This is a genomic window from Acidocella sp. (assembly GCF_050253495.1).
Lineage (GTDB): Bacteria > Pseudomonadota > Alphaproteobacteria > Acetobacterales > Acetobacteraceae > Acidocella.
In genome coordinates this window covers 1-14,835 of the sequence record NZ_JBFWIX010000029.1, presented here as the reverse complement: position 1 = coordinate 14,835, position 14,835 = coordinate 1, and the positions used below count along the sequence as shown (strand labels likewise).

Genomic DNA, 14,835 nt, shown 5'->3' with positions numbered 1-14,835 from the left:
CGAACGCACCAGCATCCGCATGTCTAAACCTTCTTCAAATCCTGGCGCATGTTGATTTGCGTCATGGCCTGACGTTCTGATTTCCATCATATATCACGATACGGGATGTTGCCGGTCTTTTTCCCGCTCAAAGTCCAGGCAATGATACTTTGCGCCCGATTAGTATTGGTTTAAGCTTTGAAAAAAGTGAGGAGGTCCACATGGCTCGAGTTGCATTGGTCACAGGTGGGACACGCGGCATTGGCGCCGCAATCAGTGTTGCACTGCAAAAAGCCGGGAGGCTCGTCGTTGCCAGCTATGCTGGAAACACCGAAGCCGCCGAAGCCTTCCAAAAAACAACCGGCATTGAAGTGATCAAGTTCGACGCCGGCAATTACGAAGAGGCCATTGCGGCGGTCAACGATATTGCCAGCCGCCATGGCGCCATCGAAATTCTCGTCAATAATGCGGGTATCACCCGCGACTCGGTGTTGAGCAAGCAGACCCGCGAGATGTGGGACGCGGTGATCGACACCAATCTTGGTTCCTGCTTCAACCTTTGCAAGGCGACATTCGATGGCATGAAAGCCGCGAAATTCGGCCGTATCGTCAATATCGGCTCCATCAATGGACAGGCTGGCCAATATGGCCAAGTGAACTATGCCGCCGCCAAATCCGGCATCCATGGCTTCACCAAGGCGCTGGCCCAGGAAGGGGCACGCTATGGCATCACGGTAAACGCCATTGCGCCCGGCTATGTCGATACAGACATGGTGCGCGCCGTGCCTGCCGATGTGTTGGAAAAGATCATTGCCAAAATCCCGCGTGGACGCCTTGGCAAGGCGGAAGACATAGCGCGTGGCGTGGTATTCCTGACCGCTGACGATGCGGATTTCGTTACCGGATCAACATTGTCCATCAATGGCGGGCAACATATGTACTGAGGCACCGCGTCTCGGTGTGAATTCCAGATCATGGCGGCCAGGAAACTGGCGTTGCGCACGCAACGCTGGGGACTTGGCCGCTGAACCGGAATTTTTCAAAACCCCGCTATTTTCCCGGCTCCATAAAAACAGAACGTCAAAGCGTTGCGGCATGTCCGCCCCGCGGATTATTAGACATCTGAATGACCGCTTCTTTTCATCAAGTGAAGTAACACGGGCTATAAGCAGGCTTGATCACGCCGGCGCCACTCGCAGCCTCCGGACAAGCTGAAACAGCCCTGACGGCTGTTTCAGCAGTAATCCGGCAATATTCTAATTTATTTTTGCGCTGATACGACCCTCTAAGTATCCAAATTGGCGACCTTGAGCGCGTTATTCACAATAAACTCCCTGCGCGGTTCCACGATATCGCCCATCAGCGTGGAGAAGATCTGATCCGTATCCTTGGCGTCCGAGATTTTCACCTGGAGCAGGCGGCGCGCTTGTGGGTCCAAGGTGGTTGCCCATAGCTCTTCCGGGTTCATCTCCCCCAGGCCTTTAAAGCGGCTGATCACCAGCCCCTTGCGGCCATGCGCCAGCAGCGCGTCCCACATGGCGGCTGGTCCATGCACGGGCTTTGCCGTTGCGCCGTCGATCGATAATTTTGCATCCTCGTTGAACAATTCGGCCAACTTGCCCGCGCGCTCGGCCAGGTAGCGTGCCTCGGCGGTGCGTAAGGTCGCGGCATCCAACGTATAATGCTCCGCCACGCCCCGCACGGTCCGGCCGATTTTCACCCCCGTCTCGTCGGAGGTAACAACCCAGCCTCTCTCAGTCTGCAAGGACTGCGCATTCAGCCGCGCGACCAATATCGCATCCTTCGCCGCATCCCCCAGCGCGGCGGGAGACAACAGCCCGGCTATGGCGATCTGTTCCAGATAAGTCTGCGGCAGCGTATTCTCCATCGTTCGCAGCCGGTGCACAACCTGACCAATCCATGCCGCAGCCTCACGCAACTCATCGCCAGACAGCGTCAACGCACCGCTGCTCAACACCGAATCACCCAACGCTCGGTCGAGCAGGAAGGCCTCCAGCGCATCGTCATCCTTCAAATAGCGTTGGTCGTTGCCGCGCTTGGCGCGGTAAAGCGGCGGTTGCGCGATATAGAGATAGCCCTGCTCAATGAGCTGGGGCATCTGCCGGTAAAAGAATGTGAGCAGCAAGGTACGGATATGCGAGCCATCCACGTCCGCGTCCGTCATGATGACAATCCGATGGTAGCGCAGCTTGGCGGGGTCGAAGCCGCCTTGCTCAGTGTCTCCCCGGCCAATTCCGGCCCCCAATGCGGTGATCAACGTTCCGACTTCGGCGCTGCTCAACATTTTGTCGAACCGCGCGCGCTCCACATTCAAGATCTTGCCCTTCAACGGCAAGATCGCCTGATATTTCCGATCACGCCCCTGTTTGGCGGAGCCACCGGCTGAGTCACCCTCGACCAGGAAAAGTTCGGAATGCGCTGGGTCGCGCTCCTGGCAATCGGCCAGCTTACCAGGCAGAGAAGAAATATCCAGCACCCCCTTACGCCGCGTCAACTCACGAGCCTTACGCGCGGCCTCCCGCGCCGCGGCGGCGTCCATCACCTTCTGGACAATCAGCTTGGCCTCCTTCGGGTGCGTCTCGAACCAATGGCTCAACGCATCCGCCACGGCCCCTTGCACCACGGGCTGCACCTCGGAGGAGATCAGCTTATCCTTGGTCTGGGAGGAAAATTTCGGATCCGGCACCTTCACCGAGAGCACGGCGGTCAGGCCTTCGCGCATATCCTCGCCGGAGATTTCAGCCGTCTCCTTCTTACCGCCCATATTCTTGGCGTAATTGCTCACCACACGCGTCAGCGCGCCGCGAAACCCCGCCAGATGCGTGCCACCATCGCGCTGTGGAATGTTGTTGGTGAAGCAAAGCATTGTCTCGTGGTAGGAATCATTCCAAGTGCAGGCGAACTCCACCTTGATGCCCGCTTCCTTCACCTCGCTCGCCGCGGTGACCGGCTCCGGCAGGAGCGAGGCCTTGGAACGGTCGAGCCATCTGCAGAACTCCTTCACGCCGCCCTCATAATGGAATTCCATCTGCTCGAAAGGTTCATGCCTCTCATCGCGCAGCAGAATGGCCAAACCAGAATTCAAAAAAGCCAGTTCGCGCAACCGCCGCTCGAATACCGCATAATCGAACTCGGTATGGGTAAAGGTCGCGGCGGAGGGTTTGAAGGTGACTTCCGTTCCATTGGGTTTCGCCGTCTGCCCGACCAGCTTCAACGGCGCCACTGTGTCGCCATTCTCGAAGCGGATGAAATACTCCTCGCCATGGCGCCAGATGCGCACTTCCATCCATTCGGACAGCGCATTCACCACTGCGGCCCCCACACCATGCAAACCGCCCGAGACCTTGTAACTGTTCTGATTGAACTTACCGCCCGCGTGAAGCTTGGTCAGCACAACTTCGGCGGCGGAAATCCCCTCTTCGGGATGGATATCGGTCGGGATACCGCGGCCATTATCGCGAATGGTCATGGAACCATCGCCATTGAGCACGGCCTCCACCCGGTTGGCGAAACCTGCCTGGGCTTCGTCCACCGCGTTATCGATGATCTCAAACCCCATATGATGCAGGCCCGAGCCATCATCCGTGTCACCGATATACATGCCAGGCCGCTTGCGGACGGCATCCAGCCCCTTCAGAACACTGATCGATGCCGCGTCATAAGCATCGTCTTGCGGGGTGGAATCAGGCATATCGGACATAGCGGGCAACAGGCTCCAGAATCGTCATATGGAACCTGTTTCATACAGGATTTCGGGGCAAAAGCCTAATATCCAGGCGCAGCGCTGGGCAGCTAACCGCCCAGCCGCGTTCCCGCCCCCAGAGCCTGCGCCAATGCGGCGATGCCTTCGCGGAAAGGCCCACGATGGCTCGCGGCCAAAGTGCCGCAGCCGGCATGGCGGCCCAGCACGAGCGGCATATAGGGAATCACGACATCCACCGCCCTGCCAAGCTTATCTTCAATGAAGGACTGAGCCAGCCCGCCCGGTATACCCGCCTTGTTCAACACCAGAGTAGGCCATGGCTCCGCCCCCTCGTCACCAGGCAAATCCTGGAGCTTCACCACGTTATGAATTGAAACAATTGAAGGATCCAGCACAACCACACGCTGCTGCGCATGAAAGAGCAATTGGCGCGCCAAGGGCGTCGCTCTTGCTCCGGCATCGGCGACAATAAAATTATAACGTGCGCGGATGACATGTGCGAAAATAGCCATACCCTCCGGCTCACAGGGCGGTTGCCAGGACAAATCCTCCAACCCCGCCATGACATGCAGCCTGTCCCCAACCTCATCGGCACAGCGCTCAAGCAGCAGATCGTCCACGCGCCCCGGCGCCGCAAGCACGGCGGACAAACCGGAATTGGGCGGCAAATTCATATCCAGCGCCAAGGTGCCGGTATTGACCTCACCATCGAGCAGCACAGTATGGCGCCGCAACTCCTCGGCGATATACCAGCCCAGATTTGCCACGATGCCGCTTGTCCCCACGCCGCCGCGCGCGCCGCACAGCACGGCCATCCGCCCGTCGCGCGGCCTCAACTCATCCTGAATCCGACTCTGGATCAAGGGCAGGAAGTTCTGAATGACCGCTTCGGCCGTGAGCGGTTTATGAAGATATTCGCCCACCCCCATTTTCTTGACCACGGTGCGGTAAAAATTCAGGCTATGGGCATCCCCCACCGCCAGCACCCTGGTTCCCGCATCCACGCGGTCCGCCAGTTCCATCAGGGCGTTGATCGGCTGCTCTTCCCCGGACAAATCCACCAGCACGATCTCTGGCGAGGGCATGGCGGCCAGGGCTGAGAGGGCGTGCCGAAAGCTCCCCAGATGGACCATATTGGCCCCAGGCATGGCTTCACCCAGAATCCCCTGAAGCAAATCCGCCGTTTCCCTGTCCTGGACAAATCCCACAAAGCCGCGCCTCTCAGGCGCTCTGACGGCCACCGCTGGCTCCCTTCCTCCATGCGGCCTGGACGGCTTCATCTCCAGCAGGGCTGGCAATCTTCTTGTCTGGGGCATCTCCTGCATCGCGCTGCATCCCTCTGGGCAGGGGAATTTCAGCAAAACGAGGTTGCCATTGCGTTAATGTACCCCGCCGGGCATGGGTGACCGCCCGCTTATAAGGTTGCGGGGCGCGGCGCGGCGCTTTATCAGCGCCGCTCATTTTGGATTTTCACAGGATAAGATGGCTCGGCAGAAAAAAGGCCGCAAACTGGACGGCTGGATCATTCTCGACAAACCCCAGGGCATCACCAGCACACAGGCGCTGAACAAGGTGAAGCGCGCCCTGGACGCGCAAAAGGCCGGCCATGGCGGTACGCTGGACCCGCTGGCCACCGGCATTCTGCCGCTCGCCTTCGGGGCGGCCACCAAAACCGTGCCTTACGTGATGGACAGCACCAAGATCTATCACTTCACCCTGAAATTCGGCGAGGCGCGGGATACGGACGATGCCGAGGGCGCCGTTATCGCCACCTCGGATCTTCGCCCCAGCGACACCGAGATCAATGCCGCCCTCCCCCAGTTCATCGGCAACATCATGCAGGTGCCCCCCGCCTTCTCCGCCATCAAGGTGGATGGCGAGCGCGCTTACGACATGGCTCGCGACGGCCGCCCGCCCGAGTTGCCGCCCCGCCCCGCGCAGGTCGACCGGTTCGAGCTGATTTCCCGGCCCGACGCGGACCATGCCGTATTCGAGGTTCAGTCCGGCAAGGGGGTCTATATGCGCTCCCTCGCCCGCGACCTCGCCCGGGCCTGTGGCAGCGTCGGGCATATCGCCGTGCTACGCCGCTTGCGCGTGGGACCATTCAAGGAGAACATGGCGGTTCCTCTGGACTTTTTCCTCAATCCGGAGCAAAACCCCGCCACTCTTGCCGAAACTTTGCTGCCGCTCGAGACCGCGCTGGACGACATCCCGGCCCTGGCCCTGAACCAAGCAGAGTTTTTCGCCCTTTCACAAGGCCAGGCGATCAGCCTGGTGGACCTGATGGGGCGCATTCCGGAGGCCGCCAATCCCGATGAAGGAATGGTGCGCGTGACGGCGGCGGGGCGCGTAAAGGCCATGGCCCGACTCTCAGACGGGTGGCTGAAGCCCGAGCGCTTGTTTTAACGTCTTTTCTCGAAGGATTGCACGATGTCGATTACGCCTGAACGCCGCGCGGAACTCATCAAGGAATATGCGACCGCCGCCAATGACACCGGCTCCCCCGAGGTGCAGGTGGCTCTGCTTTCCGAGCGCATCTCCAACCTGACCGAACATCTGAAGACCCATGCGAAGGATTACCATTCCCGCCGTGGCCTGCTGGTGCTCGTCGGCCAGCGCCGCTCGCTGCTGGACTATCTGAAGCGCAAGAACATGAAGCGCTACCAGGATCTGATTGCGCGCCTGAACCTGCGCCGCTGATCCGAAACGGGGCCGCAAGGCCCCGTTTTCATGTCAGGAGGAGGTCATGATCAAAATCTCCCTGCGCCAAGCCGCCCTGGTGGCCTTGATCCTGAATTTCGGATTTTTCTTCTTTGAATTCGCGGTGGCGCGCGCCATCGGCTCTGTCTCCCTGTTTGCGGATAGCGTGGATTTCCTGGAAGATGGCGCGGTTAATTTCCTGCTACTGGCGGCCCTTGGCTGGGGACCCAAGGCACGAGCCAAGGCGGGCATGGCAATGGCGGCGCTGATCCTCATCCCTAGCCTCGCGACATTTTGGCAGGCCGTTTCCAAAATCTGGCACCCGCAAGCGCCGGACCCGGCTTGGCTTTCCCTCACCGGCCTAGCCGCCATGACGGTGAATGGCTGTGCGGCGCTGATTCTCGCCAGCCATCGTCATGCGGGTGGCAGCATCACTCGTGCCGCCTTTCTGTCCGCCCGCAACGATGTGCTGGCCAATGCCGCCATTATCTTGGCGGGATGCGTGAGCGCCTCTCTCTGGCGGAGCTTATGGCCGGATCTAATCGCGGGCCTGGGCATCGCCGCGATGAATCTGGACGCCGCCTGGGAGGTCTGGCAAGCGGCGCGCGAGGAGCATTCAGCCTGACACGCCTGGGCCGGCAAACGCATGGCGGAAATCTTCAGCGTCAAGAACCCGCCGATAGAGCCTTATAGGGCTCTTCCATCCGTCACCCGGCATAAGCGCGGTTCGGTCATGGTCTATTTTTCTCGCCGCGGCCGCCCTTTATGTATGCCCAAAGCTCATGCCCGGCATAACACAGCCCCGCCAAACATGCCGGAACGAGAAAATACATGACGCGGAACAACAAAATCGCGCCCAATGCCTCGGCCGGCGCCAAGAACCCGGCCAACCCCAGCAGCAGCACCGAGTCGAACACCCCTACCCCACCCGGCAGGCCGGAGAGCGCGCCGGCGGCGAAGGCACCGAGGTAAAGGCTGAGGGTACGCGGATAGCTCAATCCCGGCACGGCAGGCAGCACCGCGTGCAGGATGGCGCAAGCACAAGCAATATCCAGACAGGAAAGGCCTATCTGCGCCAGCGCGATCCGCCCGCCCGGTAAGGCGATGCGCTTGCCAAACAAAGCCACGCTCTCCCGCCCCCGCGCGGCGATGACATAAGCAATGGGAACCGCCAGCAACCCCGCGCCGACAATCCGCAGCAAGGGGGGCGCCAGACTGCTCGGCAGCGGTACGGAAGTCGGGTCCAGCAGCAGCAGCCCCCCCAGCAACGTCAGCACCCCTAGCGTGAAACTGCTGGCGGAGAGGGCAACAATGCGGGCGATACCGCCAGGCGGTACCTCCCAATGGGCGTAGAAGCGCAATCGTATGGCCGCCGCCGTCAATGCCGGTGCTCCCAAAATGTGACTGAGCGCATAGGCACAGAAAGAGGCGAGACCGATATTGGGCAATGGCAGGCAAGGACCAATTCCTGCCCGCCGCGCGAAGAACACGCCCGGCAGGTCGTAAGTGGCCATGATGCAGAAGGAGCCGCCTAGCAGCCCCACCGCCCGCACCACATCCCAGAAAGGCGTGGCCAGGAAGGCGGCGAGAATCTCCCCCAGCCCCACCTTGGCCAGAATCCTGTGCAACCCGAGGGCGATCGCCGTGAGAAGCAGAAGCCCGAAAACGGGCGGCAGCAGCTTCAGATAGCGGCGCAAGAGATCAGGCCGCCGCCTCCTGGCGGGCGAGGCTCAATTCGATCAGCGCGATCGTCCGTTCCACGCTGTAAAGCGCTATGAAACCACCAAAGCGGGGTCCTTCCTGCGTACCCAGCAACACTTGATACAGACAGTCGAACCATGCCTTCAGCGGTTTGAAGGGATGGCGCTTGCCGACCGCATAGACGAGATTCTGCAGACGCTCCGCCTCGGTATCGCCAGGGTGCTGAGCCTGCTCATTCTCCCGCAAGCTTTTCGCCAGATCTTCCAACGCCGCGCGCTCCACATCCGTCGGGGCGCGGTACTGGCGCTTGGGCGCCACGAAATCGCGATTATAAGCCACGGCGTAATGCACCAGTTCCGCCAGGAATGGATAAGTCTCGGCATTGGCCTCGGGCATATAGGCGCGAATGAAACCCCACAGCATTTCCGGGCTGTCGGCATTGCTCACCGAAGCCAAATTCAGCAGCATCGTGAAACTGATCGGCGAGCCCGCATGGTCCGGCAGCACCCCGCCATGGATATGCCAGGCCGGATTATCATGCGGCGCCTCGGCGGTTGGCAAAACCGCGACATGGTTGATGTAGTCATCCGTGGCACGGGGAATCACGTCGAAAAACAGCCGCTTGGCGCGCTGTGGAGCATGATACATGAACTGCGCCAGAGATTCCTTGGGCGCATAGGTCAGCCATTCATCGATGGACAAGCCATTGCCCTTGGATTTCGAGATCTTCTGCCCCTTCTCGTCCAGAAACAGTTCGTAGGTCAGGGTCAGCGGCGGCTCCTTACCCAGTGCGCGGCAGATGGAGGAAGAGAGCTTCACGGAGTCGATGAGATCCTTGCCGGACATCTCATAATCCACATCCAGCGCGTACCAGCGCATCGCCCAATCCGCCTTCCATTGCAACTTGGCATTGCCGCCCAGCACGGAGGTCTCGAATTTCGCGCCGCTCTCCGGGTCGGTCCAGAACACCGTGCCGTGGGCGGCATCCACTTGGTCGATGGGCACCTGCATCACGATGCCCGTGCGCGGATGGATGGGCAGGATCGGCGAATAGGTCGCCTTACGCTCCGCCCCCAGCGTGGGAAGGATGATCCGCACGATCTCGTCATGATGCCTCAGAACATGCAGCAGCGCCGCATCGAACCGGCCAGAGGCGTAATAATCGCTGGCGGAGGCGAACTCGAACTCAAACCCGAAGGCGCGCAGGAACTCCTGCAACATGTTATTGTTATGGGCGCCAAAGCTCTCGAACTTGCCGAACGGGTCCGGAATACGCGTCAATGGCTTGCCCAGATGCCCACGCAGCATCTCCTTGTTCGGCACGTTGTCCGGCACCTTGCGCAGGCCGTCCATATCGTCGGAGAAGGCCAGCAGGCGCGAGGGCAGCCCGGTGAGTTCCGTGAACGCCTTGCGCACCCAGCTAGTGCGCGCCACCTCGCCAAAGGTACCGATATGCGGCAGGCCGGACGGGCCATAGCCGGTCTCGAACAGCGCCTCGGCCTTGCCTTTCTGTTTCAGCCGTTCGGCAATGCGTTCGGCTTCACGGAAAGGCCAGCTCAGCTGGGAGGGATTGGTGTTTTCGCTCATGGTGACGCCTGCTCTAGAGCCGCGAGACGGCAAATTCAATCACCCCCGCCATGCGGTCGTGTCATGGATTATCGATGATTCGCGGCAAACCGGGGCGCCAGGTCGCGTTGTCCGGCGTGTTCATGGAATAGACATGCACCTTTTTCGCCTCCGGCGACTGGATCACCACCACCGGGTCAGATTCGGAAAACGCCGCCGCCGCGATGTCGGCTCCCAGGTCCGGTGGCAAGTCTCCCAAGCGTTTCCAGGCGGCAAGCACCTGATGTTGATAAGGCAGGCCCAGCTCCGGCAAGGCGGAATGATAATCCGCGATGGCGGCTTTCCAGGAGCCAGTCCGACTTTTCAGCCTGGTCAGATAGAAGGCGGCATAATCGGCGTTTTTCGCCGGATTGAACGCATCGGACAGCGACATGAAGGCATCGGGATGATGCTCCAGGCTGATCTGGAAACAGCCGACATCGATGTCGCGCGCGCCGGATGTCTGCGCCAGGCGGACAAAGGCCTCGGCTTCCTGTTCCGAAGCGAAATAGCGGCCATTGCCGTCCACATTCACCGTCCAGGGCCAGGGAGTTGCATGGCCGGTGAGCGGATCCACCCGGCCGCTTTCCACCATGCCGATGGACAGCAGCAGATTGGTCGGCAATGTGCTCTCCAGCTCCGCCGCGCGCCCGGCGGCCGCGCACGCCATGCCGGCGGGCAGGTCCGCCCGCGCGGGAGCCACACATAAGCCGAGCATGCAAAGAGCCAAACGGATTTTCACGTCTGTTCCATCGGTGGGAAGCGCATAACCATTGAATCAAACCGTTTTCTAACCGAATCCGCGCCGCATGACGAGGCTTTAATACGACCTCCAGCCCATGCGCCTTGGCAATGGCGGCCTGTCTCCCAAGCTTGTGGAGAGACCGTTACACGGCAACCACAAGCCCAGGAGAAAGGCTCATGCGTTCCATCTGGCTGGCTTCGGCCGCCCTCATTTTTAGCGCTGGCGCCGCCTTTGCCCAGCCTACCCCGCCGACACCGCCCACGGGCCCGGCCAACATGCCGGCCACGCCGCCCGGTGCCATGGCGGCCCCCAAGCCAGCCATGCCCCCTGGCCATTGGCTGAAGGGACCATTGCCGGAAAACGCGCCTCCGGATGTTTATCTGCACATCGCCAAGGCGTCCCTCGCCCATCACAATCCCGGCCGGGCGGATGACGCGCTGTCTCACGCCGAGACATTGCTGTTGACCCGGGCGGTGGACCAGGGCCCAACAATTCCCGTGGACGACTCACCGCAGGTCAAAGCCATCGAGCAGGCGCGCCAAGCCCTGCACGCCAAGAATTACATGGCCGCCAGCCAGCAGATCGACGCCGCCATGGGAGCCGGCCACCCGCCACCGCCCGGTGGCATGGCGCCCCCTGCCCCCGCTCCACAAGGTGCCATGGCCCCTCCAGCCCCCGCGCCACAACAAGAGTAAAACCGCGAAAATGGGCGCCGCAAGGCGCCCATGTTTTATGGGAAGCGTTTTTACCCTCGCTTTTGCGGCGCAATATCGCTATGCGGGGCACGAAATCAGCAACGAGCATCCCGGCCTGACCGGCGCGCCTCAAGCGCTCCGGCCCGGCCGGTTTGCTCATTTCGATAGGTAGTCTTTAGATGTCCGCGCCGAAAATCCGCAATATCGCCATCATCGCCCATGTCGACCATGGCAAAACCACCCTCACCGACCAGCTTCTGAAGCAGTCCGGCGCCTTTGCCGCCCATCAGGCCGTGGCCGAGCGCGCGCTCGACCGCAACGACCTGGAAAAAGAACGCGGCATCACCATTCTGGCCAAGGTTGCCTCGGTGGTATGGCAAGATACCCGAATCAACATCGTCGACACCCCTGGTCACGCCGATTTCGGCGGCGAGGTGGAGCGTATCCTGAGCATGGTGGATGGCGCCGTGCTGCTCGTCGATTCGGCCGAGGGCGTGCTGCCACAGACCAAATTCGTGCTCGGCAAGGCGCTGGCGCGCGGGTTGAAGCCGATGGTGGTGGTGAACAAGATCGACCGTGGCGACGCGCGCCCCGACGATGTGCATAACGAGATCTTCGATCTCTTCGCCTCTCTGGGGGCGAACGAGGAGCAGCTGGACTTCCCCACCCTTTTCGCCTCCGGCCGTCAGGGTTGGGCGGTCGCCGATCTGAACGACCCCCGCGAGAGTCTGGCGCCGCTCTTCGAGCTGATCCTGAACCACGTGCCCGCTCCGAACCTGGATACCGAGGCCCCCTTCGCCATGGTCTCCACCATTCTGGAGTCCGACACCTTCCTTGGCCGCGTGCTGACTGGGCGCGTCGAGCAGGGCAAGGCCACCGTCAACATGCCGGTGAAGGTACTGGACCTTGACGGCAAGGTGGTGGAAACCGGCCGTCTGACCAAACTGCTCTCCTTCCGTGGGCTGGAACGTGTGCCGGTGGACGAGGTGCAGGCGGGCGACATCGTCGCCGTGGCGGGCCTGTCCGAAACCACTATTCCCTACACAATCTGCGCGCCGGAAGTGACTGCCCCGCTGCCCGCCACGCCGATCGACCCACCCACCCTCTCCATGACCTTCCGCATCAATGACGGCCCGCTCGGCGGACGTGAAGGCAAGAAGGTCACATCCCGCCAGATCCGCGACCGCCTGTTCCAGGAAACGGAGGGCAATGTCGCCATTCAAGTGGCGGTTTCCACCGAGACCGACGCGTTCGAGGTATCCGGCCGTGGCGAACTCCAGCTCGGCGTCCTGATCGAGACGATGCGCCGTGAAGGTTTCGAGCTGACCATCGGCCGTCCCCGCGTGCTGACCCGCACGAACGAGGAGACCGGCGAGAAGGAAGAGCCGTATGAAGAGGTTCTGATCGACGTGGATGAGCCCTATTCCGGCGCCGTCGTCGAGAAGATGAGCCGCCGCAAGGGTGAACTGGTCGATATCCGCCCCTCCGGCGGCGACAAGCAGCGCCTGACCTTCAAGATCCCATCGCGCGGCCTGATCGGCTATCATGGCGAATTCCTGACCGATACGCGCGGCACCGGCGTGATGAACCGCCTGTTTGCCGGCTACGGCCCCTGGAAAGGCAAGATCGAAGGCCGCCGCAATGGCGCGCTGATCTCCTCCGAGGATGGCGAGGCCGTGCAATACTCGCTCTTCTCCTTGCAGGACCGTGGCGTGCTATTCGTGAACCCCGGCGAGAAGGTTTATGTCGGCATGATCCTGGGCGAGCATAGCCGCGAAAACGATCTGGATGTGAACCCGGTCAGGGAAAAGAAGCTCACCAATATCCGTGCCGCCGGCAAGGATGAGGCGCTGCTGCTGACCCCACCGCGCAAGATGAGCCTGGAGCAGGCCATCGCCTATATCCAGGATGACGAGCTGGTGGAAGTCACCCCGTCTGCCGTGCGCATCCGCAAACGCTACCTGGATCCGCATGAGCGCAAGAAGGCCGAACGCCGCAGCGACGACGCGGCCTGAGTCCGCTTCGCAAGCGTAAAACAAAAGGGCGCCTCCAGGCGCCCTTTTTCATGCCATCCCACTATCCGGCCCTAAATCCTCCATAACTCTATTGACATCATGAAAATTTTCGATTCTACCTAACAAAGCGTCAGAAACCCTTTGAATTCAAAGGACGCTTTTGAAAGATACCTTAAGTCCATTTTCATCATCAACCCGGATGGCAAGGAAGCCACGGCCACCTATTCGGTGCATGGCAATACGGTGGAGATTGACCAAACCACACGCGAAGTCCGCCTACGCTACGGCGGGACCGTGCTGAACATTTACAACCTTGGCTACAACACGGTGGGCAACAACCCCGGCACCGGCACGGTCAGCCCGGACGTTACCCGCACCATTTCCAGCGCCGCGGGGACCGTGCCATGAGCGAAAACAATCAATCGCCCGTCGAACAGGGGAAATCTCCCGTTGCCGGTGAGGGCGGCCGTCAAATGTCGATGGGGACCAAGCTCGGCATTCTTGGCCTTGTCGGGGCGCTGGCGCTTGGCTTCGTGTGGTTCAATGCCCTCTACAGCCATCGGCAGAAAGCCCAGCCTGCGGCCACGCAAACCGCCTATACAGGCGGCGGTCAACAATTCACCCAACCACCCCCGACAACTGCGAAGCCGCCGCCCGCCCTCCCTCAACCGGCGCCCGCCGCGCCGACATCCTTGTTGGGCAACGCGAGTAACCAACAGACCCCGGCCACGGCGCCGATCATGGCGTACTCAGGCCAGGGAAGCCTTCTCCCCAGCCTATCGGCCGCTGCCACACCTGCATCGGTCGGGGGAAGCCCGCCCGCTGTACCGCCGGCACCGGATAACTCCCCGCTTGGCGCACGGCTGAAAGCCACGCCTCTGGATGGGGAACAGGCCGCCATTCTCGCCAACCCGAACATGACGATCACGGAAGGCACGATGATCCCATGCAGCCTCCAGACCGCGATTGATAGCCAGCTTCCCGGTCTTGTGACCTGCGTGGTGCCGATCGACATTCGCGGGACCACGGGTAACGTGGTCCTGCTCGATCGCGGAACCAAAATCGTCGGCCAAATCCAAAGCGGGCTGCTTCAAGGGCAAAATCGCGTCTTTGTCGATTGGACCCGCGCGGAGACGCCGGATCATGTCATTATCACGCTCGACTCACCTGGCACCGATGAGTTGGGCCGCTCTGGCCTTCCGGGCGCAGTCAACAACCATATCTGGGATAGGTTCGGCGGCGCCCTCATGCTGACGCTCGTGCAAGGCGGCCTGGACGCGGGAACGGTCCTCGCTGCCGGAAATGGCAGCAGCAATTCGACATCACAACAGGCCGCCCTTGGTTTCGTGTATTCGGCACAATCGAACGGCCAGGCGGTTGCCAACACGGCCTTGCAAAACACGATCAACATACCGCCTACCCTGACGAAAAATCAGGGTGATACGGTCGGCTTGATCGTCGCGCATGATCTCGATTTCTCGAATGTCTATAAATTTCTTCTCCCCATGTTTTTTTGCTTGGCTCTAACTTATTTTGCACCTCACCATACATTCCCCAAGTGGCATGCCGTCTGACGTGAGTTTCGCCTGAATCCGACCGCAGGACAATCATTTTCCGTCCCGAGCGGCGTCGTCGGGCGCGCAAGGCGCTGAGACAGGGCAGATCGGCCCG

General features: G+C 60.9%; 13 protein-coding genes. 8 read left to right on the top strand and 5 right to left on the bottom strand.

Going from position 1 to position 14,835, the window contains the following annotated elements; translation table 11 throughout:
• The first annotated feature begins 200 nt into the window (after nt 1–200).
• Entirely contained in the window at nt 201–923 is a 723-nt protein-coding gene (gene phbB, locus AB7D48_RS15900) for an acetoacetyl-CoA reductase (protein ID WP_427981186.1), read from the top strand.
• A 341-nt stretch (nt 924–1,264) separates the two neighbouring features.
• On the opposite strand, the gene gyrB is transcribed toward phbB, so the two are convergent.
• Nucleotides 1,265–3,700: a DNA topoisomerase (ATP-hydrolyzing) subunit B gene (gyrB, locus tag AB7D48_RS15895; RefSeq protein WP_427981185.1), complete on the bottom strand. Its 2,436-nt coding sequence runs from the start codon at nt 3,698–3,700 to the stop codon at nt 1,265–1,267.
• Nucleotides 3,701–3,792: 92 nt separating this feature from the next.
• Nucleotides 3,793–4,944, bottom strand: coding sequence for a hypothetical protein (locus AB7D48_RS15890; RefSeq protein WP_427981183.1), 1,152 nt, complete (start codon nt 4,942–4,944; stop codon nt 3,793–3,795).
• Nucleotides 4,945–5,185: 241 nt separating this feature from the next.
• Between AB7D48_RS15890 and truB the strand changes: the two genes are divergently transcribed.
• Genes truB through AB7D48_RS15875 form a run of 3 tightly spaced genes read left to right on the top strand, consistent with a single transcriptional unit; the run spans nt 5,186 to nt 7,028 of the window.
• Entirely contained in the window at nt 5,186–6,109 is a 924-nt protein-coding gene (gene truB, locus AB7D48_RS15885) for a tRNA pseudouridine(55) synthase TruB (protein WP_427981180.1), read from the top strand.
• Nucleotides 6,110–6,133: 24 nt separating this feature from the next.
• Nucleotides 6,134–6,403, top strand: a complete 270-nt coding sequence (rpsO, locus tag AB7D48_RS15880) for a 30S ribosomal protein S15 (protein ID WP_427981177.1) — start codon at nt 6,134–6,136, stop codon at nt 6,401–6,403.
• Nucleotides 6,404–6,449: 46 nt separating this feature from the next.
• On the top strand, nt 6,450–7,028 hold the full coding sequence (locus tag AB7D48_RS15875; RefSeq protein ID WP_427981174.1) for a cation transporter: 579 nt from the start codon (nt 6,450–6,452) through the stop codon (nt 7,026–7,028).
• Nucleotides 7,029–7,134: 106 nt separating this feature from the next.
• Here AB7D48_RS15875 and AB7D48_RS15870 read toward each other — a convergent pair whose 3' ends face one another.
• The 3 genes from AB7D48_RS15870 to AB7D48_RS15860 form a co-directional block, all read right to left on the bottom strand.
• Entirely contained in the window at nt 7,135–8,100 is a 966-nt protein-coding gene (locus AB7D48_RS15870) for a hypothetical protein (RefSeq protein WP_427981172.1), read from the bottom strand.
• Between the two features lie 4 nt (nt 8,101–8,104).
• Nucleotides 8,105–9,691 carry a lysine--tRNA ligase gene (locus tag AB7D48_RS15865; RefSeq protein WP_427981170.1) on the bottom strand — a complete coding sequence of 529 codons (1,587 nt, stop codon included), beginning with the start codon at nt 9,689–9,691 and terminating at the stop codon, nt 8,105–8,107.
• A gap of 61 nt (nt 9,692–9,752) precedes the next feature.
• Nucleotides 9,753–10,427 carry a transglycosylase SLT domain-containing protein gene (locus AB7D48_RS15860; RefSeq protein ID WP_427981167.1) on the bottom strand — a complete coding sequence of 225 codons (675 nt, stop codon included), beginning with the start codon at nt 10,425–10,427 and terminating at the stop codon, nt 9,753–9,755.
• A gap of 203 nt (nt 10,428–10,630) precedes the next feature.
• Here AB7D48_RS15860 and AB7D48_RS15855 point away from each other — a divergent pair, with 203 nt between their 5' ends.
• The 4 genes from AB7D48_RS15855 (at nt 10,631) to virB10 (ending at nt 14,738) form a co-directional block, all read left to right on the top strand.
• Nucleotides 10,631–11,149: a hypothetical protein gene (locus AB7D48_RS15855; protein WP_427981165.1), complete on the top strand. Its 519-nt coding sequence runs from the start codon at nt 10,631–10,633 to the stop codon at nt 11,147–11,149.
• 179 nt (nt 11,150–11,328) lie between these two features.
• Complete coding sequence (typA, locus tag AB7D48_RS15850; RefSeq protein WP_427981163.1) at nt 11,329–13,164, top strand: translational GTPase TypA; 1,836 nt, start codon at nt 11,329–11,331, stop codon at nt 13,162–13,164.
• A gap of 141 nt (nt 13,165–13,305) precedes the next feature.
• Complete coding sequence (locus AB7D48_RS15845) at nt 13,306–13,572, top strand: hypothetical protein (RefSeq protein ID WP_427981162.1); 267 nt, start codon at nt 13,306–13,308, stop codon at nt 13,570–13,572.
• Nucleotides 13,569–14,738: a type IV secretion system protein VirB10 gene (gene virB10, locus AB7D48_RS15840; protein ID WP_427981159.1), complete on the top strand. Its 1,170-nt coding sequence runs from the start codon at nt 13,569–13,571 to the stop codon at nt 14,736–14,738. Before AB7D48_RS15845 ends, virB10 begins: the two co-directional genes overlap by 4 nt.
• Nucleotides 14,739–14,835 lie beyond the last annotated feature (97 nt).